This window comes from Salinigranum salinum (genome assembly GCF_009176545.1).
Classification (GTDB): domain Archaea; phylum Halobacteriota; class Halobacteria; order Halobacteriales; family Haloferacaceae; genus Salinigranum; species Salinigranum salinum.
Window position 1 is genome coordinate 795753 of record NZ_VTOJ01000002.1, and the last position, 23620, is coordinate 819372.

Consider the following 23620-nt stretch of genomic DNA (forward strand, 5'->3'; position numbering starts at 1 on the left):
GAGTCGCGGTCCATTCGGGAGTCGTGGTCCACCGTGAAACAGGGCGGTCGGACGGTCGGGTGTTGGGCGGGCGGTCAGTCGCCCCGACTGCCCCACGCGTAGGGGGTCCAGCCGCCGTCGGCGGTGAGCACCTCGCCCGTCACGAAGTTGTCGCGCGCGGCGAGGAAGAGCACGCAGTTCGCCATCTCCTCGGTCGTGCCGTACCGGCCGAGCGGTGTGCGCTTTTCGATGTCCTCGTCGGTGTAGCCGGCGGACTCCTGGGACTGGTCTGTGATCGCGGTCTTGATGTAGCCGGGGGCGAGCGCGTTGACGTGGATGTCGTGTTCGGCCCACTCGACGGCCAGCGTCCGGGTCAGGTTGTCGACGCCGCCCTTGGCCGCGCAGTACGGCGACCGTCGACCCAGTCCCATCGAGCCCATCATGCTCGAGACGTTGACGATGGCGCCGCCGTCGCCCTGGTCGATGAGCTGTCGACCCGCGGCCTGCGAGCCGTAGAACACGCCCGAGAGATCGACGTCGATCACCTGCTGCCAGTCGGCGGGATCCATCTCCTCCGCCGGCCCGATGATCGTCACGCCCGCGTTGTTCACCATCACGTCGAGGCGGCCGAACTCCTCGACGGTGGCGTCCACCAGCGCCGCCACGGAGTCGGGGTCGCTCACGTCGGTCTCGACGGGCAGGGCTGTCCCCCCGGCCGCCTCGATGTCGGCGGCCGCCTCGGCGGCGCGGTCGTACGACCGCGAGTTGGTGACGACGTTCGCCCCCTCCGCCGCGAACGCCTCGGCGACTGCCTTCCCGATACCCTTGCTCGACCCCGTCACGATCGCTGTCTGACCGTCGAATCGTCCGCTCATGTCCGTCTCGTGCCTCTCTCCGGTGGGTAATAGACCCTCGCTTCTGTCCGGGTGCGGACAGTTCGGGACTGGTCCGCGCTCCGGTTTCGACGGTCGTGATTCGACGGCCGTGAGGCGCGGGCTTCGTCACCTGACCACGTCGGCCGAGACGGAGCCCACGCCGTCCACCTCGGCCCGGACGGTGTCACCGGGTTCGATCCGGTGGGCACCGGGCGTGCCCGTCGAGATGACGTCGCCGGGTTCGAGCGTCATCACGCGCGAGTGGAACGCGACCAGCTCGCGCGGCGAGAAGTGCATGTTCGCCACCGTGTTCGCTGCTTTGACCTCGTCGTCGACGACCGTCCGCACCGCCACGTCGTCCAGATCGACGCCGGGGTCGGGGACGACGATCTCGGAGCCCATCACCAGGAACGTGTCGAAGCTCTTCGAGCGCGTGAGAAAGCGGGGGTTGCGCCGGAGGACGTCTTCGGCGGTCATGTCGATCACCGGGACGAACCCGCCGATCACGGAGTCGACCGCGTCGACCGGGACGTCGCTACAGGTGCGGCCGATCACGACGGCGAGTTCGGCCTCGGCGGTCACGTGGTTCGTGATCTCGGTCGGGGGCAGGCGGATCGGCCCGCCAGGGCCGGTCAGCGCCGTCGCGGGCTTGAAGAAGCTCGCGGGCTCGTCCGGGTGGTCCTCGTCGAGGTCAGCGGCGTGGTCGGCGTAGTTCAGCCCGATGCCGAACAGTTTCCCGGGGCGATCGAGCGGTGGGGCGAACGAGAGGTGCGCCGGTGAGAGACGTCTGGCCGCAACCGCACCCGGATCGGGGAGGTCGGCCGGGTGACGAGAGAGCGCCGACTCGACACTGGTCAGCGACGGGTCGGCGGCCGTGAGCAGGATGAACCCCTCGTCGTTGCCGAGGAGCGGGTCGCCGGTTGCCGTGCGGGCGAGCCTGCGCTCGGTCGACGCGACGGTCATTCGCGATCGGTCCAGAAGTCGAACGATCGGCCGGGCGCGAACACGTCGATCCCGACGGCGACGTCGTCACCGGAGTTCTCGACGCGGTGGGCCTCCCAGGAGTCGAGCCACACGGAGTCGAACCGGCCGAGCGTCACCTCGTCGTCCTCGGTGTAGACGGTCAGTTCCCCCCCGACGACGAGACAGACCTGTTCGTTCTCGTGGTCGTGCGTGGGCGAGGAGTGGCCCGGCGGTTTCTCGAACCACTCGAAGCTGAACTGGTCGGAGCCGGCCATCGCGACGCGCCGCCAGCCGGCCTCCGGTTCGTACGTCTCGGCCTCGTCGAACGGGACTGGGTGCATCTTCGGACGGAACACCGTCGCAGGTGAGTATGAATCTTGGCATGGGGGTGCGTGTCGGAACGGGTCGGGCACGCACGGTCGCGTCGGTCGGCACCGAAACCGCGGAGACGAGTGTCGAGACACGCCCGAGAAGCGGTGTGAGACGTGTCGAACGCCGGGTGCCGACGGGCGGAGGGGCTGGAGCGGTCGCTACAGGTTCGAGTTACCGCCGCCGCCGTCGATGACGATGGCCTGCCCGTTGATGTAGCCCGACCGCGGCGAACAGAGGAACGCGACGGTGTCGCCGAGCTCCATCGGGTCACCGATGCGCCCGAGCGGGTTGGCCTTGCCGCGCTCTTCGAGCCCCTGTTCGTAGCTGTCGTAGTCGCCGCGCTCGACGCCCTGTTCGATGAGTTCCTCGATACGGGCGGTCTCGTGGGCACCGGGGAGGACGGCGTTCGTGCGGACGTCGGGGGCGAGCTCCGACGAGAGCGTCTTCTCCAGCCCGATGACGCTCATCCGGACCGAGTTCGAGAGCACCAGCGAGTCGATCGCCTCCTTGACGCTCCGGGAGGTGATGTTGACGATGGTTCCCCCGCCGTCTTCGAGGTGCGGGACGGCAGCCTGGACGAGTCGAACCACGCTCATCACCAGGAGGTCGTACGCCTGGTACCAGTCCTCGTCGTCCATCTCCACGAACGGGCCGCTCGGCGGGCCGCCGGCGCTGGTGACGAGGTGGTCGATGCCGCCGAACGCCTCGACCGTGCGGTCGACGAGGTGGTCGACGTCGCCGGAGTCGGTCAGGTCGCCCGCGACGCCGACGACGTCACCCGCCGCGACAGCCTCGACCTCCGCGACCGCCTCGGCGAGTCGATCCTCGTCCCGCCCGTTCAGGACGACGTTCGCGCCCTCGCGTGCGAGCGCTGTCGCCGACGCCTTGCCGAGGCCACTGCTCGAGGCCGTCACGAGTGCGGCGTTTCCGTCGAGTTTTAGATCCATAGTACGACTGGTGTCGTTCGGTGCGTGTAAAACCCTTCGTGCAGGGGCAAAGCGACGGGAGCGGCCACCTTCCCGTGCGGACTGGTGCACCACACCGCCGTGTCGGGAGTCGGCGGTCGCACCCGTTCTCCCCTAGTCGGCCCGCGAAACGGACCGTCGGAACACCTCACTCGATCGGCTCGAAGCGCACGTCCGCGTCTCCGAACACGAGCCGTCTCGCCTCGCCGACGGTGACGTGTTCGACCGTCTCGCGGGCGAGCGCCGGCGAGACGTGAAAGGTGGAGAGGTGGCCGGTGTCACGGACCCACGCGATGCGGACGGTGTCGGGGTCGTACGGGCCGATGGCGGAGACCGCTGCGACCAGCGCGTGGCGGTCGGTCGGGAGCACGACCGGCAGGTGGGACTTCGAGTGCGAGCCGCTGGTGAGCGCGTTCGCGTACATCTGCTCGAGGTCCAGTTCGTCCGCGACAGCCCGCGTCGTGAGGTCGGCGAGGCCGATGCCGTGGCCGTTGCCGTGCGTCGTCTCCGTGAGGCCGCGGACGACGATCCGCTCGATGTCGGGCGTCTCGGGGTCCGCGACGCCGTGGAGGTCGTAGCGGCCGATGACGTTGGTGTCCATGCCGGTGCCCGAGACGTCCTTGCCGATGCGGTCGACGACGAGGACGTCGAGGTCGTCGTACGGCAGGGTCGGCATGTGGTCGTACGCGCGTTCGAGGAGGCCGAATTCGCCGTCCGGCAGATCCGTCGCCGACACGCCTTCGACGGCGGCCGTCTCGTCGAGGAAGTTCTCGACGATCGCGATGCCGCCGAGGAACGGCGTCTCGGCGCGGACGACGTCAAGGGCGGCCTCGATCGTGGTCACGAAGCCGTCGACGGTCGCCCGCTCGTGGATGGCCGACGCGCCGACCTGCTTGCCGAGGCCGACCGTCGCCATCTTGCAGAGCCCGCTCTCGAACGGCCCGTCGAAGTTGGTGTGGGCCTTGACACGGTTGACGACGACCACCCCGTCGGCGTCGAGCGCCGCCCGCGAGAAGTACACCGGGCTCCCGAGCACCGACTCGCCGATCCGTTCGGCGTCCATGCGGGCGTCGACGGGACAGCCGATCGCCTCCTCGGTGAGGCCGAGGCTCGCGAGCGTCCTGCGCTGGCCCTCCGCCGTCGCCCCGCCGTGGCTCCCCATCGCGGGCACGACGACCGGGTCGAACCCGCGGTCGCGCACCTCGTCGACGACGGCGCGGGCGACGGGAACGACGTCCGTGATCCCGCGGCTGCCGAGCCCCACGGCGACGGTCGCGCCACTCGGGAGGTCCGACAGCGAGAGCGCGTCGACCGCCGTGCGTGTCGCCTCGGTGACGTCGTCGAGCGTCGGTGCCGGCGGGTCGTAGTGGACCTCGTGGAACGTCGGGAGCGTCACGTCCGGGAGGACCGTGTCGACGGTGGCCGCGTCGGGAAACTCCATATCGGTGGGGAGCAGGCGCGCCGGGCGTATAGTTCCACGTGTGTCCCGATCGACGTGGGAACGTATCGGCTCTCCGGGGCGAGCGTGGCGGCAGGAAGACCGTACGACGGCCGGACACGGCGGGGCCACGCACTCTCGTTCACGGCGGTGCGGCCACGGCGGAGCGACATCGTGCGCCCCCTCGAGGGTGCGGTCGGCGCGCGGGAGCGACCGACGCGAGCGACTCGCGCGAGGTGCCGCTCGCGCCTCCGTGCGCGAGCCACCGACCGAGGAGTCCGTCGAGCCGTCTGTCCGGCCCCATCGCTGAGACACCGGCCGTGGAGGAACGAGGGAGGCTCGCCACGCCCCGGGTACCGTGCGGTCTCCGTCCCGTCGCTCACGCTCTCACTCTCCGGAGACCGCGTGTCCCGTGTCGGTCACGTGGGCGGTCCGAGAGACGTGCCGGCACCCGCGGTTCGTCACGAACGACGACACTGCTCCGACGGACGTGTGCAACGTCGGCTACGAGGTGCGTCAGAGAGAGAGAGCGGAGCTCTCTCAGCTGAACAGCGTCCCGACCCACCCAAAGTGATTTACTCTCGTGCGGAGGCCACTCCGTATGGAGATCACGGAGATAGAGAGCGTCGCCGTCTCGATCCCGCTCGCCGAACCCGTCGCGTTCGCGACCCGCATCGTCGAGGAGCGCGACCACGCTATCGTCTACGTCCGGACCGACGAGGGAGACGAGGGGCTCGGATACACCCTGGGGTACGGTGGGGCAGGGCTCATCGCCGACGCCGTCACGGAGTTGCTGGAGCCGATGCTGGTGGGCGAGGATCCGCGCGACACCGAACGACTGTGGCGCGAGATGTTCGACAGCACCGTCCAGATCGGGCGCAAGGGGGTCGTCCTCCGGGCCATCTCGATCGTCGACATCGCGCTGTGGGACCTCAAGGCCACGGCCGCGGGAATGCCGCTCTACAAGCTCCTCGGGGGGAGCAAGGAGGAGATCCCCGCGTACGCCAGCGGCGGCTACTACCGCGACACCAAGGGACTCGAGGGACTCCGCGAGGAGATGGAGCGGTACGTCGACCGCGGGCACGACGTGGTGAAGATGAAGGTGGGACGCGAGTCGCTCGCGACGGAAGTCGACCGGGTCCGGACCGTCCGTGAGGCCATCGGCCCCCACAGGACGCTCCTCATGGACGCCAACGGGAAGTGGTCGAACAAGCAGGAGGCCGTCCGTGCCTGTCGTGCCTTCGGCGAGTACGACCCGTACTTCATCGAAGAGCCGGTGATGCCCGACAGCATCGACCTGATGAGCGAGGTGAACGCGGCGCTCTCGTATCCGGTGGCGGCGGGCGAACTCGAGTTCAACCGCTACGGCTTCCAGCATCTGCTCGACGCGGGGGCGGTCGAGATCGTCCAGCCGGACGCGACCGTGGTCGGCGGGATCACCGAGTGGATGCGGGTGGCGCATATGGCGGCGGCCCGCGACGTCCCCGTCGCGCCCCACTACAACTGGGACCTCCACGTCCACCTGCTCGGCGCGATCGAGAACGGGCTCTGGGCGGAGTACTTCTACCGCGACTCCGACGTGAAGGCGTTCGACGACGTCCTCGTCCACCCGATGGAGCCAACCGACGGGACTCTGGAGATTCCCGACCGACCCGGTCACGGCATCGAACTCGACCGCGACGCCCTCGACTCGTTCCGGATCGAGTGAGCTCCCGTCGGGGCAACGCGGGCCGATCCTCGCTACACCCGCCCGCAAAGGGTTTCACCGCCCGCAAACGTTTACCCCTCGTCGCGTGAAGTCGCGTCATGGCACTCACCGTCCAGCCGTCGGCGATCGTCGAGGCGTACGAACCCGACGAGGGGATCGAACTGCGGCCGCTCGTGAGCAGTGACGAGCTGATGGTCGTCCGGGTCGACATCGCGCCGGGCGCGACGCTCCGCGTCCACGACCACCCACACGAGCAGGCGGGCTACGTCGCCGAGGGATCGTTCACGTTCACCGGCGACGAGGAGCGCACGGTCGAACGGGGGGACGGCTACTACGTCCCGCCGGGCCACGAACACGGCGTGATCGGCGGCGACGAGCCGGCGGTGGCGATCGACGTGTTCACGCCGGCCCGCGAGGAGTACCGCGAACGGTTCGACCACCTCTGAGTCGACCGTCGCTGTCGGCGGAGACGGGCCGTGTAGGTCGGCGCGTCAGGGAGTGGAGCCGCCGCGTCGGCAGAGAGAGAGACCGCGGCGTCAGCGCCCTGCGTGCGGGTCGAGGAGTTCGACGGGGTGGCGGCTCTCGTCGTCGAACAGCGCGTCCAGCTGTTCGAGACAGGAGGTGCCGCTGGCGACCGTCTCGCGGTCGGGGTGGTCGGCGAACTCGTCGGCGAGGTCCGACCCGACGTCCATGCTGAGTTCGTAGTACTCGGTCTTGTAGCCGAACGAGCCGGCCATCCCGCAACACTCCACCTCGGAGCTGACGACGTCGAAGCCGCGGTCGCGGAGTACTGCCTCGGTGTGGTCGTCCAGCCCCAGCGTACGCTGCTGACAGTGGCTGTGGTACGCGAGCTTTCGACCGTCCCCGTCGGCGAGCGCGTCGGCGTCGGCCCCGTTCTCCAGCAGACCGTAGACGTACTCCAGCACCTCGTAGCTCGACGCCGAGAGCCGCTCGAACGACGCCTCGGGGAGCAGTTTCTCGTACTCGCGGCGGAACATCGCCAGGTCGGAGGGTTCGATCACGACGACGTCGTGCCCGGCGTCGACGTGCTCGGCGAGCGCGGCGTACACCGCGCTGGCGCGGGCGTCGGCCGTCGACACCATCCCCTGCGAGAGCGGCGCCCGGCCGCTCTCGGGGACTTCGGGGACCAGGACCTCGACGCCGAGCGCCTCCAGGGTTCGAACCGCCGCCTTCCCCCGGTCGACCATCGCGTAGTTCGTGTAGGGGTCGGCGTAGAGGACGGCCGTCCGCTCGGCGCTTGCGACCTGTGAGCCGCCGCGGGCGGCGAACCACTGCCGGAAGGTCTGACGCTCGAACGTCGGCAGGTCGCGCCGGCGGTCGATCCCGACGGTCCGCTCCATGAGCCGTCGAACAGGGCCGAGGCTCGCCAGCCGGTTCGACAGGGGCGCGGTCGCGCTCCCGAGCTTCGCGAGCGTCTCGAAGTTGCCGAAGACGCGCTTCTGGAGGCTGAGTCCCTCGCTCTCCGCGTCGGGCGTCAGCCCGTCGACGAGCCAGTCGAGTTCGGTGTCCTCGCCGCGGTTGATGCGGTCGCGGACCACGGTGTTGATCCACGGGATGTCGATCTTGACGGGACAGGCGTTGACACAGCTGGAACAGCCCGTGCAGAGGTCGTTGAACTCCGCGGCGACGTCGAGCCCCTCGATGCCGGCCTCCCAGCCGGTGGCGATCCCGCCCGAGTAGGTCTCGCCGCCGAAGGCGTGGCCGCCGACGTGCTGGAAGTTCGCGCAGGTGTTGGCACACGCCCCACACCGAATGCAGTAGAGCGTCTCCTTCAGTTCGGGGTCGTCGCGCATGTCGAACCGACCGTTGTCGACGAGGACGAGGTGGAAGTCGCGATCGCCGTCGGTCTCCGAGAGCGGCGTCTCCCGGTCGAAGTCGAGCGTCGGGGAGTCGACCGGCGGCGTGAAGACCGAGAGGTACTGCGGGAAGTCCTGGCCGGTCGCGGCGCGGGCGATGAGCTCGGTGAACGGTTCGAGCTGGTCGATCGAGGGGAGGAGCTTCTCGACGCCCGCGACCGCGATGTGGGTGTCGGGCGTGACCGCACACTTGCGGGCGTTGCCCTCGTTGGTGACGAGGACGATGCTCCCGCTCTCGGCGAGGACGAAGTTCGCGCCGGTCATACCAACGTCGGCCTCGACGATGCGCTCGAGGAGGTAGTCACGGGCGAAGGCCGTGAGCTGTTCGGCGGTTTCGAGCTCCTCGTCGAGGTCGAAGTGGGCGTTGAACAGTTCCGCGATCTCGCCGGTCGACTTGTGCAGCGACGGTCCCACGAGATGCGAGGGGGCCTCGTCGGCGACCTGCACCACGAACTCGCCGAGGTCGGTCTCGTACACGTCGTACCCCGCGCCCTCGAGGTGGTGGTTGAGCTCGAGCTCCTCCGTGGTCATCGACTTGCTCTTGACGAGCGTCTCCGCGTCGGCGTCGGCCATGAGGCCCTCGATGTGGCGGTTCGCGTCGGCGGCGTCGTCGGCGACGTAGACGGTCCCGCCGTTCGCCTCGACGCTCTCGCGCGCCTGTTCGATGAGCTCGGGCAGGTTCGCGATCGCCGCCTCCTTGGTGGCCCGGGCCTCGGTTCGGGCGTCCTCGTACGTCTCGTACCGCTCGATGGCCGCGTACCGCTCGCGGTTCATGTGCGTCGTGTTCTCGCGGACGGTGTCGCGCTCGGTCTCGAGGAGGTGGCGGATCTTCGCCGCCTTCTGCTTCGCGTCGCTCATCGGTCGGTCACGAGGACGACGTGGATCTCCGTCGGTCCGTGGACGCCGTAGACGAGCGCGCCCATGTCGCCGGTGGCGCTCGGTCCGGTGGCGAGGACGAGGCTGTCGTCGCCCACATCGAAGTCGTCGCCGACGCGGTCTAGCGCCGTCGCGACGTCCGGCACGACGACGCTCTCGGGGACGACGGCGACGTGGCGCTCGGGGTAGAGGCTCACCGGTTCGGTTCCTCGTGCGTCGGAAGGGAGCGCGAGCGTTCCGTAGGAGGCGATGGCGTGGCGGACGTCGGTGACGCCAGTGTGTGCGGCGAGTAGCTCTTTCGGCGTCGGGTCGACCGTCACGGGCGCGTCACCGTACGAGAGTCCCAGCGCCGAGAGATCGGTCCCGACGGCGGGTTCGACGACGGCGTCCGCCAGCGTCGTCGCGAACTCGTTGCCCGTCGTCCGTGTCAACTCTGTTCCCTGTCGCTGTAACGACGCTTCGAGCGCGTCCATCGATTCGGCGGCCATACACGTGGGTCACGACCGGAGCGAGTTAACGTTTGCCTCCGGAGACGGGCGGTTACGGCCGGATTCGCCCAGTTCGGTCTCGACGGCCGACCGACGCGCGTCGCCGGTCGCCAGGGCTCGTGCCCCGGCCCGTCGAGCGTCGGAGCCACAGCCCAAGGGTATTAGACGCTCCCACGAGGAGGGTACTGGTATGACAGACGGCGTCGAGTCGATCGCCGAGACGTACCACATTCAGTCACCGAACACCGTCTCGTACGGGATGGGCGCGACCGACGAACTCGCGTCGTTCGTCTCCGAGCGCTCAATCGACCGCGCGCTCGTCGTGACGGACGCGGACATCGTCGCCGCCGGTGCGACCGAGCCGGTCCTCGCGGCGCTCGAACGGGGCGGTGCCGACGTGACCGTCTTCGACGGCGTGAAGCCGGAGCCGAAGCTCTCGATGGCCGAAGACGCCGCAGCGGTCGCCGGAGACGGGGCGTTCGACCTGGTCGTCGGCGTCGGCGGGGGGAGCAGCATGGACACGGCGAAGCTCGCGTCGGTGCTCGCCGTACACGACGTCCCGATCCGAGAGATGGTCGGCATGGGGAACGTCCCGGGCGGCGGCCTGCCGCTGGCCCTGTTGCCGACGACGGCGGGGACCGGGAGCGAGGTCACGCACATCGGCGTCTTCGCCGACGAGGCCGACGGCGGGAACAAGGTCGTCGTCTACTCCGAGCACCTGTTCGCCGACCTCGCCATCGTCGACCCCGCGCTCACCGAGTCACTCCCGCCGGGGGTCGCCGCCGCGACCGGCATGGACGCGCTCACCCACGCGATCGAGGCGTACGTCACGGTGCTCCGCACGCCCTACACGGACGGCCTCGCCCGGCAGGCGATCGAACTCCTCGGCGAGAACCTCCGCGCGGCGGTCCACCAGGGGCCACACAACGATCGGGCGCGCTACAACACGAGTTTCGCGGCGACGGTGGCCGGCCAGGCGTTCGTCAACTCAGGTCTGGGGGCCGTCCACGCGCTCACCTACCCGCTGGCCGTCGAGTACGGGCTCGGCCACGGGCTGGCGAACGCGGTGTTGCTCCCGCACGTCATGGCGTACAACGTCCCCGCCGAACCGGAGCGGTTCGCGGAGATCGCGCGTCTCCTCGGGATGGAGCGTGCCCCCGGCGAGACGACGCTCGACGTGGCGTACAAGAGCGTCGACGCGGTGAAGGCGCTCAACGAGGACATCGGCATCCCGAACCGGATCCGCGAACTCGGGGAGATCGACACCGCCGAGTTCGACGCGTTCGCCGACGTCTGCTTCGAGTACTCCGAGCACAACATCGATCGGAACCCGCGGGCGATGAGCCACGACGACGTCGTCGGCCTGTTCGAGGACGCGTACTGAGAGCGTGCCGAGCGGATTCGACACGGCACGTCCGGTAGTCAGCTACGGCTCGGCGTGTCCGAGAGCGATCGCGGAGCGGCGCGTTCGATCCTCGGCACCGGACCGACGTCCCCCTCGGGAGCCGAGACGGCCCTGTTCGACAGGACTGAACGGAAGAGTGCCAGTGACGGAACGCCAGACGGATCGGACGAACGGAGAGTCCGTCAGGACGAACAAAGAGTTTATGTAAAGACCGTAACGTGTGAAACCATGGCAGGCCTGGGACGGAGAGCCAAGAACCCGGTGAAGACGACACAGACGACGCTCCGGGTCGTCGAAGCGCTCAAAGAACTCGACGGTGCGGGTGTGACGGAGCTCGCCGACCACCTCGACCTCCCGAAGAGCAGCGTCCACAACTACCTCAGTACCCTCGAACAGGAGGAGTACGTCACCAAGGACGGAAACACCTACCGTGTCGGACTGCGGTTTCTCGACCTCGGGTCGTACGCTCGCCACACCATGCCGGTGTACGAGGTGGCGAAACCCGAGGTCAGGAGTCTGGCCGAGGAGACGGGCGAACTGGCGAACCTCCTCGTCGAGGACCACGGCCGCGGCGTCTACATCCACCGCGAGGCCGGGGCCGACGCGGTGCGCGTCGACTGTTACACCGGTGTCAGGGTGTACCTGCACAGCACGGCGATGGGGAAGGCGATCCTCGCCCACCTCCCCGAGAGCCGGGTCCACGAGATCCTCGACCGTCACGGGCTCCCCGAGAAGACGGAGCAGACGATCACGGAGCGCGACGCGCTGTTCGAGGAGCTGTCGGAGATACGTAAACGGGGGGTCGCGTTCGACCGGGAGGAACGCCTCAGCGGGCTCCGCTGCGTCGCGGTGCCGATCCTGAGCAACAGCAGCCGCGTCGAGGGTGCCCTCAGCGTCTCGGGTCCCACGAGCCGGATGCAGGGCGAGCGGTTCGAGTCGGAACTGCCCGAGCGACTCCGGAGCGCCGCCAACGTCATCGAGCTCAACATCACGTACTCGTAACCGGGTCGCCGACAGTCGTGGAGAGGTCGGTCACCCGTCGGGAGACCGACGGAACCGTCGGCGACGACAGTAGCGAGAATCGACGACAGCGACGACCGGACTCGTCGACAGCGACGACCGGACTCGTCGACAGCTACGACCGGACTCGTCGACAGCTACGACCGGAGCTCCGAGACGTCGAACACCGGCTTGCAGGTCCCGCCGGCGAGGAACGTCTCGAACGCCTCGTCGACGTCGAGGAGCGAGAACCGGTCGTCGACGAACGTCGCCGTGTCGACGTCGCCGCGGCGGATCAGCCGCAGGGAGCGCTCGAAGTCGTCGTACATCGACGCGTACGAACACTGGAGGTCGATCTCGGCGCGGACGAGCGGCGAGTACTCCATCGTGGTCTCGCCGGTCTGCCCCACGAGCACGATTTGGCCGCCCTTGCGGACCTGGTCGACGGCGGTCGTCAGGCCCGACGGGTGGCCGGTCGTGTCGAAGACGACGTCGTAGCCGATCCCATCGGTGTGTTCGTCACGGCGTGCGGCGAGGCCGTCGGTCGCGACGTCGACCGTCTCGAAGCCCAGTTTCTCCGCGAGCGGCAGGCGGTAGTCGGCGTCCTGGCCGACGCCGGAGACGACGACCTCGCCACCCTGCGCGGCGGCGATCTGGGCCGTGAGCAGTCCGATCGGGCCGGGCCCCTCGACGAGGACACGGTCGCCGGCACTGACGCGGGAGTTCTCGATGACCGCGCGGGCCCCGATGCTCGTCGGTTCGACGATCGCGGCCTGCTTCTGGTCGACGTCGTCGGGGACGGGGTGGAGCGCCCGCTCGGGGACGGCGATGTACTCCTCCCACGCGCCGTCGTGGTCGACGCCGGTGATGACCGCGTCCCGGCAGACGTTCGATTCGCCGATTTCACACTGGTAACACTCCCCGCAGCCACGGATCGGTCGCTCGACCACGCGGTCACCGGCCTCGAACCGGGTCACGTTCGCGCCGACCTCGACGACCCGGCCCGCGTACTCGTGGCCGATGACCGTCGGGAGGCTCATCCGCTCGAACGCCGACTTGAACTTGTAGATGCCCGCGTCGCTGCCACAGAGGCCCGCGTAGTCGACCTCGACGAGCGCCTCGTCGGCCGCCGGTTCGGGTCGTGGGCGGTCGACGAGTTCGAGCGCACCTCGTGTGCGATCAACTTTTGCGATTCCACGCATGCCACCTCCTCGTCAACCGACGCATATAACCGCAGGGGGTTCGCGACGGCATCGGCGAGCACCGGCGAGCGATGGACCGGAGCGTCGGGAGTCACGCGAGCGTCAGCGAGCGTGAGCGTGACTACGTCGGAGGAGCGAGGACGAGCGAAGCGAGTCCGAACGGGCCCGACGGGAGTCGAACGGTCGGCGTAAGCGTGCGAGACTGTCGCACAGGACTCACCGTCGGTTCGACCGTGTGCCGTCCCGTCGCGTCGTCAGATACGTCGCCGCCACGGACGGCCAACGACTCGCTCCGAGACGGCAGTGCGACCCGCCGAGAGACGGTCCGAAGACGGTGTGTGAGCAAGTACCAGGACGTTACAGGCATACGGCTGTGACGTCGATCCCGTCCCCGAGGACGTCCGGGCGACCGGCAGTCGCGGGCGGCGGGAGGCCGTCCGTCGGACGCGGACGGACAGACGGACGGATCGAGAGCCCGAATCGGCCGATCGACCGCGACAGAGTGGCCGAGACAGGCGTGCGAGTCCGGTCGTGTGGTGCGAGTCCGTTCGCCGAGAGTGAACACCGGGATCGCTCCGGCCGGAACCGGCCCCCGTGGGACCGCCCCGGTCGTCGGCCGCGACAGGGCCAGTCAGTTCATCTCGGGGGACGGCAGGGTACGTCGGGTCACGTGACGTCGCAGGCCGCCGACCGACCGATCAGGGCCCGTCGTCGGCCTCACCGTCGGGCGACCGGGCCGCGTCGTACCGGGCCCGCAGCTGCTCGTGCGTCACGAGGAGGCTGGCCGTGTCCTTCCCGACGACGAGGAAGTCGAACCCCTGGTCGAGTCGCATCTCGATGTCGTCGGGGTCGACGGTGAGCGTCCCGACGGGCACGCCCGCCGCCCGTCCCGCGTCGACGACGCGCTCCATCGCCGCGGTCAGATCGTCGGCGTCCCACTCGGCGAAGACGCCGAGCGCTCCCGAGAGGTCGGCCGGGCCGACGAACAGCGCGTCGACGCCGTCGACGGCGGCGATCTCCTCGGCGTTCTCGAGCCCCGCCCGGTTCTCGATCTGGACGATCCGCAGGAGTCGGTCGTTCACCTCGGCGACGTAGCGCCGGAACTCCCGTCCGTACGCCGTGGCCCGTCCCGTCGCGATGCCCCTGACACCGTCGGGCGGATACCGGGTCGCCTCGACGAACGCGCGGGCGTCCGTGGCCGACTCGATCATCGGGACCATGATCCCCGGCGCGCCGATGTCGAGGACGCGCTTGATGCGCACGGGGTCGTTGGCGGGGACGCGGACGACCATCTCGGTTCTCCCCTCCGTGGCCTCGACCGCACGCACCATGTTCTCGACGGTCTCCAGCGAGATCGAGGTGTGTTCGGTGTCGAGGAGGAGGAAGTCGAACCCCCCGAGGGCGCTCACCTCGGCGACGACAGGGTGTCCGATCGAGAGCCACGTGCCGAGCGGATCGTCTCCACGCTCGAAGGCCGACTTCAGGCCGCGGTTCATCCGTTCGTCTCCCCGACTCGATCGTCGTGGATCCGTTCCGTCGCACTGGTGGCCGTCGCGTACATCGTTGTCCGTCGTGGGCGACGACCCCAGCGCCGATAAAGACACGCCCTCGTTCGGGTCGTCCGGGTGGTCCGGGCGGTCCCAGCGCGAACCGACGAGCCGTCGGAGACGCTCGCCAGAAGCGGTTGCCACGGCGCGAAGAGTCTTGAGGCTCTGCCGTGACGTCCCGGACGTGAACACGCGCTCGAAGCGGGTCTGGACCGTCGCCATTCTCCTGTTCGTCGCGACGGAGGCGGTCGGCTTCCAGCTGCGTGGTCCGCTCCTGCCGAGCATCCAGCGGACGTTCGCGACGTCGACCGAACTGCTCGGGCTCGTCGCCACCGCCGGCACCGCCGGATTCGTCCTCTCGGTGCTCGCGGTCGGGTTCGTCGCCGGCCGACTCGACATCCGGCTGGCACTGCTCGCGTCCGCCGCGCTCGTGGGTGTGAGCGTGCTCGCCGTCGGCCTCGCCCCTTCCTTCGCCGTGCTCCTCGGTGCGCTGTTCGTCCGTGGCGTCGCCACGGGGCCGTTCCGTGCGCTCGATCGGGCGGTCCTCGGACACCTCTACCCGGACTCACGGGCGCGCGTGTTCAACCGGTACGCCGTCGTCTGGGCGCTCGGGGCGGCGACGGGACCGCTCGTCGCCTCGGTCGCCGTCGACCTCGGCGACTGGCGGTACGCCTACCTCGGCCTCGGGGTGGCGTTCCTGCCCGCGGTCGTCCTGCTCGGGAGCCTCGACCTGCCGGCGTCGGTCGCCGCCGAACGTCCGCTCTCCGTGGCGAAGCTCCGTACCGTCGTCCGCCGGCCCGCCGTCGCGGGGATGACGGGCGGGCTCGTGCTCAGCGGCGGCGTCGAGGGGAGCCTCTTCACCTGGCTCCCGTACTTCGCGGCCACCCACGCCGGCCTCGCCGACGGCTCGCTGCTCCTGTTCGCGTATCTCCTCGCGTACGCACCCGCCCGTCTGGTGTACAGCCACCTCGTCGAACGGATCGAGCCGTCGACGCTCGTGCTCTGCGTCGCCGGCGCGGCAGCGCCGCTCGTCGTCGTCTTGACCCTCGTCGAGGGGCGACTGGCGCTGTTCGGGACCGCGTTCCTGCTCGGCGCGTGCGTCTCGGGGATCTTCCCGACGCTGTCGGCCGTCGGCGTGGACGCCGCACCCGCGTTCAGCGGCCCCGTGAACGCCATCGCGACGGCCGCCGGCTTCACCGGTATCGCGACCGCTCCCGTCGCCGTCGGTGTGATCGCGGCCCGGGCCGGCATCGCACGGGGGCTGTGGCTCCTACCACTGTTCCTCGTCGGCTTCGTGGTCGTCGTCGGGACGACCCGCCGCCGCATGGACACGGGACGGGAACGACCGCCGACGACGGGACAGTGACCGCCGGCGACGGGGCGTGATCGTTTCCAAGACACGGAGCAGATCGGAACTGCGGCGACGGTCGGGAGACGCGCCCTCTCTCAGTAGATCTGCCACCCGCCGTCCACGTAGAACAGCTCGCCGGTGACGTAGCCGGCGGCGTCGCTCGCGAGGAACAGCACGGCCCCGGCGACGTCGTCGGGGGTGCCGAGCCGGTCGAGCGGGATCGGCTTCGCCATGTCGCCGGCGTCGACCGCGGCTTCCTTCTCGGCGACGGAGGTGCCGAACTCCGTGGCGATCTGCCCGGGTGCGACGGCGTTCACCCGGATCCCGTGGTCGGCGAGTTCGAGCGCGGCTCCCCGGGTGATCATCTTGACCCCACCCTTTGTCGCGTCGTAGGAGATCTGGTCCCGCTGGGCGTGGCTCGAACTGATCGACGCGGTGTTGACGATGGTGCCCGCGACCCCGCGATCGATCATGTCCGCCGCGGCCGCCCGACAGCCGAAGAACGCCCCGCCGGCGTTGATCGCGTGGATGCGCTCGAACTCCTCGGGGGCGGTCTCGAAGAGCGACGCCTGATTGTACCACCCCGCGTTGTTCACCATCACGTCGACGCCGCCGAACTCGTGGGCGGCCTCGACGACTGCCGAGAGCGCGGCGGGGTCGGAGACGTCGGTCTCGACGTACTCCCCCCGCCCCGCAGTCGCGTCGACGGCCTCGTCGGTCGGCGTGTCGGCGTCGACGTCCTTCGGATCGCGCCGGACGTCCGCGTTGATCACCGTCGCGCCGGCCCCGCCGAACGCGAGGGCGACGGCTCGGCCGATACCGGAACTCCCGCCGGTGACGATCACGGTCTCTCCAGCGAAGTCGTACGTAACACTCCCCATGACTGGACTGCGCTACAGGGCCGCCCCACATCAATGTTGACCCCACGCGTGAGATCGACCGTGTCGGGAACCGGGTGGTGGACCGCGACTCGGGTGGTGAACGGAGTCGGACGGTGGCGGGCGGTCCTTGTACAAATTGATATAAATAATTGTATATTTAGATACGAGTCGAGATACCTCGCCACGACGGGGTCTCGTCGACCGTTCGGTATCTGGCTCTCCGAATAGCCGGTTTGAACCGATCTCAAGCGATATGAGAGATCGTCGAATCGGAGCGCCCGAATCGCGAGAAACGGTCGAGGGGGCGATTCAAAGTACCAATAAACGGGGTTTCAGGCTCCAATCGGACGGATAAGCCGACACATCGCTCGAGATATCGAAGGGCATCCGAGCGTCCCGTAGTATATAGTTACTTCTGTTGATTAAGTCGATCGAACGGCCGCTCGACCCGTCCAGTCGGCCGACGACCGAGGTGATCGCAGAGACCAGGGTCGGACTGGTCACGGGGCCGACCACGACCCGATCGGTGTCCGTGTTCGACAGGGTCGCGACCCCTTCGGTGCGCGTCCGTCGCACGTCGGAACGAGCCGGCCACGTCGCTACGCCTCGTCGGCCAGGACGCGACCGTGGACGTCGATCTCGCCGTTTCGGATGCGGGTGCTGCTGATCCGCTCGCCGTCCTCGGCGATGACGAACGGGGGGGTGTGGACCTCGAGCGGTCGACGGCCGTGCTCGACCCGGTGCTGGTTGAGTTCGTACGCGCGGCGCTGGGCCTTCGCCTCCGGAGAGACGACGAGCGCGTCGACGTCCTCGCGGGTGGCGGCGGGACCTTCCGTGTCGGTGAGTTCGATGATCTCGTGCGAGGCCGTGTACGCGTCGGCGATCCGGTCGAGTTCGGTCGCGAGCGCGTCGCGTCGCTCCGCGAAGGGGCCGAGGAGTTCGGCGTGCGCCGGATCGCTCCGCGTCTCCTCCGCGAGCGCCGTCGACGTCAGCCCGACGATCACGTGGCCGTCGCCGGGACCGTCGTGGCTGGCCGTCTGGAACGCCTCGTGCAGGAGCGCCCGGTGGCCGTTGTGGACGGGGGTGAATGTCCCGCCGAGGATCGCCGTGCGGTCGGTTCGTGTCACGTGTCGGCGTTCACCCCCGATCCACCTATATGTACAGGCAGCGGGCAGTCGATCGCGACGACGTTCCGAGTACGCGCGGAGACGACGATCCGTCGAACCGGAAAAAAGAATAAGTAGCAGTCAGTTGAAACGACGGGACGGAGCGCACGGAACGAATCGATCTCGGAACGACGGAGACACACCCAACAGCTCATGGCTGCCGCGGAGCCGCGACGAGGTGAAGACGAACGGGCGGAGGTCAAGAGATTGATCGGAACGCTCGGCGTGGGCTACATCCCACCACACCTCCGACCCGACGAGGACGGCACCGACGGCTCGGGGAGTCACGTCGAGGAGTAATCGTACGATGGCGTTCGTTCCCGAGGACATCACGCTGTGGATCCTGCTGGTCGTGCCGGGCCTCATCGCGGTCCAGCTCGCGATCTGGATCGGGGTCATCGAGAGCTCGCTCACCGATTCGATGATGCTCGTCGTCAGCCTCGTCTCGAGTATCGTCATCGACGCCGTGTTCTTCGGGCTGTATCAGGTCGTGTCCGGCCCGATCGAGGACGTGGATACCGCAGAGAGCGTGTTCTTCACCCCACAGTTTCGGCCGGATCTCGTCCTCGGGCTGTTGGCGCTGTCCGTCGTCTTCGGTCTGCTGTACTCCGGCGCGGTGATCTACGACGTGACCGGGAGACTGCGGCAGCTCGTCTGGGATCGCAGTACCAAGTATCGGTACCCGGGACAGCCGTGGGAGGAAGTGCTCAAACACGCGGACATCGTCCGCGTGGACACCGGCGACGACCGGATCGTCGTCGGCCGCGTGAGCGAGTACAGCCGACTCGACAAGCCCAAAGAGCTCGTCCTCCGGTTCCCACAGTGGTACGACCCGTCCCGCGGCGAGCTCGTCGACGCCGGCGACGACGCCGTGCTGCTGTTCGAGGACGAGATCCGCATGATAACCGTCCGCAGTCGGATCGAAGACCGAGAACAGTTCTGAGACGACGGTCCCGGACCCGAGCCCGCTCGGTGGCTCGTTGCCTGGTTCGGTCGAACGAACCGGCGTGAACCGCTCCGTCGACGACGGATGGAGGCGTGCCGACACCGGCTCGCAACGGGAACCCCGACACAGGCTCGCATCGGGAAGCCCGACACCGGTTCCTCGGGCGGCGGTCGGCCCTGCCGTCGTCGCGGGCAGCGATCGGCGAACCGGAGATCGGCCCGGCCTCGGCCACACTCCCGAGAGGGAGCGCGTTCTACGGTCGAGGGGAGGTCACGGCGCGTACGTCCCTTCGAGCAGGGCTTCCTCCAGGAGGCTCTCCTCCATCGCCTGCTGGAGTTCGTCCTTCGTCGCCCCGGGATCGAGTGACAGCACCGTATCGAGCGCGTACAGCAGGAACCGATACGTGTGCTCGCGGTCCGGCGGGTTCGGGCCACCGTACCCACGCTCCCCGTAGTCGTTCTGCCCCTCGACTACGTCCGCGGCGTTCCACGCCTCGGGTATCTCACGCGTCTCCGGCGGGATGTTCCAGACCACCCAGTGGTCCCAGACCGTCCCCGCGGGTTCGACGGCGTCGGGGTCGTCGACCACCAGCGCCAGCGACTCGGTCGCGTCGGGGACGCCACCGATGGTCAACGGTGGATTGACGTTCTCTTCCGTGTAGCCGTACCGTCGCGGGATCGTCTCATCGTCCGCGAACGCCGGACTCGTGAGTGTGAGCGTCATCCCTCCCGGATCAGTTCGACTCCGACACGTATGAATGTTTTCTCGCTGTCACGACGGGGCCGACGGACGGGAACGCTTTTTTGCACTCCTGTCGCATCGACGGGTCGACAGTGCCCGCGACACCAGCGTCACCGGAGTCGATCACACGGGCGGGCGAAAGCGGGATCCGCGCGGCGATCGTCGCCGTCTTCGTACTGGGGGTCCGTCGACGGGACCCAGGTGCGGCCGTCAACGCCGTGGTCTGCCTCTGTGGAACGTTCCTCCCGCGCGTCGTGGAGCGACACTACGACCGCTCTCTCCACCCGTGGCAGCGACTCTACGTGGAGACGGCGATGCTCACGCACGCCGTCGGTATGCTCGGTCCGTACGACGAGGTGTGGTGGTGGGATCACCTGACCCACCTCCACTCGGCGACGGTGTTCGGGAGCGTCTGCTACGTGTTCGCCCGCCGCCGCGGTCGCGACCCCCTGCCGGACGTGCTCGTCGGCGTCGTCGCCGGGGGTGTGCTCTGGGAGATCTTCGAGGGCGTCACGCACGGTCTCTCGCGTCGCGTCGGTCTCGAGCCGGTGCTGGTCTCGTACGGCCGGGTCGACACCCTTCTGGACCTCGGCTTCGACCTTCTCGGGGCGGCGCTCGTCTGTGCACTCGGAGACCGCCTCCTCGGGAACCTCACCGCCGAGGACTGACCACTCCGCAGCCGGCGACGACTCGCTGCGGCCGCCCTCGTCGCGCCCGCGCTGGTCGGAACTACGAGCACTTCGACCGGCGACGTCCCGATCACGCACGCGGTGATACTGTTGAGGACGGAAGACTGGTGGTCAGCACGGCCGTGGGTCCCCATCACGACGAGGTCGCAGCCGCGGTCCGCCGCGATCTCGACGAGTCGCTCGTGGGGCCTCCCCTCGGCGACCGTCCCGCCCGTCGCCGTGACGTCCAGCAGGAGGGGGGACGACGTTCGGGTGCGCCGGAGCACCTAAATCGTGCGCCCGTGACAGGGCCGATGACAGTGGCCATGTTCGGTTCGTCCCCGATCGGTCGTGTCTCGAACCGTCGTCGAACTGTGCGGTCCACGCCGGGACGCCGGCGATGAGCGAGGCCGCCAGCGAGCGCGACCAGCACCGGTCGGAGCGGATCGACTGGCACGCGCTCGCGGTCGACGAGCTGTACCACGAACTGTCGACCGGCGAGTCCGGGCTCTCGGGCGACGAGGCGACGCGTCGGCTCGACGAGTACGGCCCGAACGAGATCCGCGACGACTCGTCGGTCTCGCCGCTGGCTATCTTCGTCTCGCAGTTCCAGGACGTGCTGATCTACCTGCTCGTCCTCGCCGCCGGCCTCTCGCTGGCCGTGGGGCTGCTTCCCGGCGAGGAGCCCAACTACGTCGACGCGGGGCTGATCCTCCTCATCCTCCTCGGCAACGGCGTCTTCGGCTTCGTGCAGGACTACCGCGCGGAGCGGTCGATGGAGCGGTTGCGCGAGCTCTCGACTCCCGACGCGACGGTCGTGCGCGACGGCGAGAAGACGACCGTCGACGCCAGCGAGGTCGTCCCGGGCGACGTCGTCGTCCTCGAACAGGGCGACGCGATGCCGGCGGACGCCCGACTGATCGAGGCGACCAACCTCGAGACGATGGAGGCGCCGCTGACCGGCGAGAGCGCGTCGGTGACGAAGACGACCGACCCGCTCGATCCGGGGACACCCCTCGCCGAGCGGGCCAACATGGTGTACATGAACACGAGCGCTGTCCGGGGACGCGGCCGGGCCGTCGTCGTCGAGACGGGGATGAACACGCAGGTCGGAAACATCGCCGCAGGGATACAGGCTGCCGAGCGGGACGAGACGCCGTTCCAGCGGGAGGTCGACGAACTCGGCCGCCGGATCGGCTACGGGGTCGTGGGGCTGATCGTCATGGTCGTCGTCGTCCAGCTGCTGTTCACGCAGGCTGGTCCCATCTCGGTGCTGTTGACCGCGATCACGCTCGCGGTCGCGGCCGTCCCCGAGGGGCTGCCCGCCGTCGTGACGCTGACGCTCGCGCTCGGCTCACAGCGCATGGTCGAGCGAAACGCCCTGGTTCGGCGGCTGCCGGTCGTCGAGAGCCTCGGCTCGGTCGACGTCATCCTGACGGACAAGACGGGGACGCTCACCGAGAGCCAGATGACCGTCACCCGGCTGCTGTTCGGAGGGGAGACGTACGAGGTGACCGGTTCCGGGCTGGAGACGGAGGGTGAGTTCAGGCGGGGCGACGAGACGGTCGCTCCCGACGTGGTCGAGCCGCTCCTCCGGTGTGGCGTGATCTGTAACAACGCAGAGAGAGCACCGGCGTCCGAAGACCGGGAGTACTTCGGCGATCCCACGGAGATCGCACTCGTCGTCTCGGCCGCGAAGGCCGGGATCGACGCCACCGGCGAGCGCCTCGCGGAGATCCCGTTCTCGTCGGACCGGCAGCGGATGACGGTCGTCGCCGAGGAGGAAGGCGAGCCGACGGCCTACGTGAAGGGTGCGCCCGAGGTCGTCCTCGATCGCTGTGAGACGGTGCTCGTCGACGGCGAGACGGAGGAGCTGACCGACGAGCGCCGCGCGGAGATCCGCGAACGGACCGAGGCGTTCGCGGGCGACGCCCTCCGCGTGCTGGGGTTCGCCTCCCGACAGGGCGTCGACCCCGACGCGGACGAGGAGACGCTCGAGACGGGGCTGACGTTCCTCGGCCTGCAGGGGATGATCGACCCCCCGCGCCCGGAGGTGCCGGACGCCGTCGCCGACTGCCGGCGCGCGGGCATCCGCGTCGTGATGGCGACGGGCGACAACCTCGAGACGGCCAAGGCGATCGGCGCGGAGATCGGCTTCGACCCGGAGGGGGCGATGACGGGGAGCCAGGTGGCGGACCTCTCGGACGAAGAACTCCGAGACGTCGTCCGCGAGGTCGAGGTGTTCGCCCGGGTCACGCCCGAACACAAGGTCCGGGTCCTGCAGGCGCTGCAGGCGAACGGCCACACGGTCGCGATGACCGGCGACGGCGTCAACGACGCGCCCGGCGTGCGAAACGCCGACGTCGGCATCGCGATGGGCCAGCGCGGGACGGACGTCACCAAGGAGGCCTCGGACATGGTGTTGCGGGACGACAACTTCGCCACCATCCGCGACGCCGTCGCGGAGGGACGGGGCATCTTCGACAACATCCAGAAGTTCGTCAACCTCCTCCTGTCGGCGAACGCCGGCGAGGTGCTGACGGTGTTCGTGGGCGTGCTGATCGGGAGCGCGCTCTTTCCGGAGCTGTTCGCCGCGCAGTCCGAGGCGCTCATCCTCACACCCGTCATGCTCCTGTGGATCAACCTCGTCACCGATGGCCTGCCCGCGCTGGCGCTCGGCGTCGATCCGAAGGCCGACGACGTGCTCGACCGCGAGCCGCGCGACGCCGACGAGAGCGTCATCGACCGCCGAGTCGCGCTCTCCGTGCTCACCATCGGCGTGACGGTGACGGTCGCGGGCCTCGCGCTCTTCTTCGAGTCGCTCCGGGCCTTCGAGTCGCTGGTCCGTGCGCAGACGCTCCTCTTTACCTTCTTCGTCGTCGCGGAGATGGGAATCATCCAGGTCATCCGGCGGCGGTTCGGAGCGCGGTTGCTGTCGAACCCGTGGCTCGTCGCCGCCGTCGTCGCGTCGCTCGGGCTCCAGCTGGCCGTCCTCTACACGCCGCTGGCCGGCCTCTTCGACGTCTTCGGTCTCGGCGTCCCGGGGTGGGAACGGATCGGCCTCGCGGTCGTCGTGGTGCTCGCGATCAACGCCGTCGTCTCCCGCCTCTACGACCGCCTGTTCGAGGGATGAACCGCGGAGGGAGTAGCCTGGAGTCCGACGCCTCGGCCAC

Annotated in this window: 21 protein-coding genes and 1 pseudogene; 9 read left to right on the forward strand and 13 right to left on the reverse strand. The window is 69.0% G+C overall.

Annotation, left to right across the window (positions count from 1 at the left end; genetic code table 11):
- Positions 1-74: 74 nt before the first annotated feature.
- The 5 genes from FZP69_RS15500 to FZP69_RS15520 all read right to left on the reverse strand — a co-directional run bounded on the left by FZP69_RS15500 (position 75) and on the right by FZP69_RS15520 (position 4595).
- Positions 75-854: an SDR family NAD(P)-dependent oxidoreductase gene (locus FZP69_RS15500; RefSeq protein WP_152042292.1), complete on the reverse strand. Its 780-nt coding sequence runs from the start codon at positions 852-854 to the stop codon at positions 75-77.
- 126 nt (positions 855-980) lie between these two features.
- Positions 981-1817, reverse strand: a complete 837-nt coding sequence (locus FZP69_RS15505; protein WP_152042293.1) for a fumarylacetoacetate hydrolase family protein — start codon at positions 1815-1817, stop codon at positions 981-983.
- Complete coding sequence (locus FZP69_RS15510) at positions 1814-2158, reverse strand: cupin domain-containing protein (RefSeq protein ID WP_152042294.1); 345 nt, start codon at positions 2156-2158, stop codon at positions 1814-1816. The genes FZP69_RS15505 and FZP69_RS15510 overlap by 4 nt, the downstream gene beginning before the upstream one ends.
- 189 nt (positions 2159-2347) lie before the next feature.
- Positions 2348-3136, reverse strand: a complete 789-nt coding sequence (locus tag FZP69_RS15515) for an SDR family oxidoreductase (protein WP_152042295.1) — start codon at positions 3134-3136, stop codon at positions 2348-2350.
- A gap of 166 nt (positions 3137-3302) precedes the next feature.
- Positions 3303-4595 carry a DUF362 domain-containing protein gene (locus FZP69_RS15520; protein ID WP_152042296.1) on the reverse strand — a complete coding sequence of 431 codons (1293 nt, stop codon included), beginning with the start codon at positions 4593-4595 and terminating at the stop codon, positions 3303-3305.
- Positions 4596-5193: 598 nt separating this feature from the next.
- On the opposite strand from FZP69_RS15520, the gene FZP69_RS15525 reads away from it, so the two are divergent.
- Positions 5194-6300 (forward strand): mandelate racemase/muconate lactonizing enzyme family protein, encoded by a 1107-nt coding sequence (locus FZP69_RS15525; protein ID WP_152042297.1) that lies wholly within the window; start codon positions 5194-5196, stop codon positions 6298-6300.
- A gap of 98 nt (positions 6301-6398) precedes the next feature.
- Positions 6399-6746, forward strand: a complete 348-nt coding sequence (locus tag FZP69_RS15530; RefSeq protein WP_152042298.1) for a cupin domain-containing protein — start codon at positions 6399-6401, stop codon at positions 6744-6746.
- Positions 6747-6836: 90 nt separating this feature from the next.
- On the opposite strand, the gene FZP69_RS15535 is transcribed toward FZP69_RS15530, so the two are convergent.
- Both FZP69_RS15535 and FZP69_RS15540 read right to left on the reverse strand, forming a co-directional pair.
- A complete protein-coding gene (locus FZP69_RS15535) occupies positions 6837-9035 on the reverse strand; it encodes an LUD domain-containing protein (protein WP_152042299.1) in 2199 nt (732 codons plus the stop codon).
- Complete coding sequence (locus FZP69_RS15540) at positions 9032-9541, reverse strand: LUD domain-containing protein (RefSeq protein ID WP_152042300.1); 510 nt, start codon at positions 9539-9541, stop codon at positions 9032-9034. The genes FZP69_RS15535 and FZP69_RS15540 overlap by 4 nt, the downstream gene beginning before the upstream one ends.
- Before the next feature lie 190 nt (positions 9542-9731).
- Between FZP69_RS15540 and FZP69_RS15545 the strand changes: the two genes are divergently transcribed.
- Positions 9732-10925 (forward strand): iron-containing alcohol dehydrogenase, encoded by a 1194-nt coding sequence (locus tag FZP69_RS15545; RefSeq protein WP_152042301.1) that lies wholly within the window; start codon positions 9732-9734, stop codon positions 10923-10925.
- A 258-nt stretch (positions 10926-11183) separates the two neighbouring features.
- Positions 11184-11948 carry an IclR family transcriptional regulator gene (locus FZP69_RS15550; RefSeq protein WP_152043407.1) on the forward strand — a complete coding sequence of 255 codons (765 nt, stop codon included), beginning with the start codon at positions 11184-11186 and terminating at the stop codon, positions 11946-11948.
- 155 nt (positions 11949-12103) lie between these two features.
- Here the strand turns inward: FZP69_RS15550 and FZP69_RS15555 are convergent, their stop codons facing one another.
- Together FZP69_RS15555 and FZP69_RS15560 are read right to left on the reverse strand one after the other, a co-directional pair.
- Positions 12104-13147 carry a zinc-dependent alcohol dehydrogenase gene (locus FZP69_RS15555; RefSeq protein WP_152042302.1) on the reverse strand — a complete coding sequence of 348 codons (1044 nt, stop codon included), beginning with the start codon at positions 13145-13147 and terminating at the stop codon, positions 12104-12106.
- Positions 13148-13845: 698 nt separating this feature from the next.
- Positions 13846-14643 (reverse strand): HpcH/HpaI aldolase family protein, encoded by a 798-nt coding sequence (locus FZP69_RS15560; protein WP_152042303.1) that lies wholly within the window; start codon positions 14641-14643, stop codon positions 13846-13848.
- 235 nt (positions 14644-14878) lie between these two features.
- Between FZP69_RS15560 and FZP69_RS15565 the strand changes: the two genes are divergently transcribed.
- Complete coding sequence (locus FZP69_RS15565; protein ID WP_192918605.1) at positions 14879-16060, forward strand: MFS transporter; 1182 nt, start codon at positions 14879-14881, stop codon at positions 16058-16060.
- Between the two features lie 80 nt (positions 16061-16140).
- Here the strand turns inward: FZP69_RS15565 and FZP69_RS15570 are convergent, their stop codons facing one another.
- Positions 16141-16926 carry an SDR family NAD(P)-dependent oxidoreductase gene (locus tag FZP69_RS15570; protein ID WP_152042305.1) on the reverse strand — a complete coding sequence of 262 codons (786 nt, stop codon included), beginning with the start codon at positions 16924-16926 and terminating at the stop codon, positions 16141-16143.
- A 599-nt stretch (positions 16927-17525) separates the two neighbouring features.
- Positions 17526-18053 (reverse strand): phosphopantetheine adenylyltransferase, encoded by a 528-nt coding sequence (locus tag FZP69_RS15575; protein ID WP_152042306.1) that lies wholly within the window; start codon positions 18051-18053, stop codon positions 17526-17528.
- Between the two features lie 192 nt (positions 18054-18245).
- Between FZP69_RS15575 and FZP69_RS22665 the strand changes: the two genes are divergently transcribed.
- Both FZP69_RS22665 and FZP69_RS15580 read left to right on the forward strand, forming a co-directional pair.
- Positions 18246-18392, forward strand: a complete 147-nt coding sequence (locus tag FZP69_RS22665) for a hypothetical protein (protein WP_192918606.1) — start codon at positions 18246-18248, stop codon at positions 18390-18392.
- Positions 18393-18399: 7 nt separating this feature from the next.
- Positions 18400-19035: a DUF6338 family protein gene (locus FZP69_RS15580; RefSeq protein WP_152042307.1), complete on the forward strand. Its 636-nt coding sequence runs from the start codon at positions 18400-18402 to the stop codon at positions 19033-19035.
- A 273-nt stretch (positions 19036-19308) separates the two neighbouring features.
- Here the strand turns inward: FZP69_RS15580 and FZP69_RS15585 are convergent, their stop codons facing one another.
- Entirely contained in the window at positions 19309-19761 is a 453-nt protein-coding gene (locus FZP69_RS15585; RefSeq protein ID WP_152042308.1) for a YbhB/YbcL family Raf kinase inhibitor-like protein, read from the reverse strand.
- A 110-nt stretch (positions 19762-19871) separates the two neighbouring features.
- Between FZP69_RS15585 and FZP69_RS15590 the strand changes: the two genes are divergently transcribed.
- On the forward strand, positions 19872-20447 hold the full coding sequence (locus FZP69_RS15590; RefSeq protein WP_204960041.1) for a hypothetical protein: 576 nt from the start codon (positions 19872-19874) through the stop codon (positions 20445-20447).
- 68 nt (positions 20448-20515) lie between these two features.
- Here FZP69_RS15590 and FZP69_RS15595 read toward each other — a convergent pair.
- Positions 20516-20734, reverse strand: a pseudogene (locus FZP69_RS15595) (universal stress protein); the annotation flags it as partial.
- 113 nt (positions 20735-20847) lie between these two features.
- Here FZP69_RS15595 and FZP69_RS15600 point away from each other — a divergent pair.
- The gene (locus FZP69_RS15600) at positions 20848-23580 is read left to right on the forward strand and encodes a cation-translocating P-type ATPase (RefSeq protein WP_152042309.1); all 2733 of its coding nucleotides are present in this window, start codon (positions 20848-20850) and stop codon (positions 23578-23580) included.
- Positions 23581-23620: the final 40 nt, after the last annotated feature.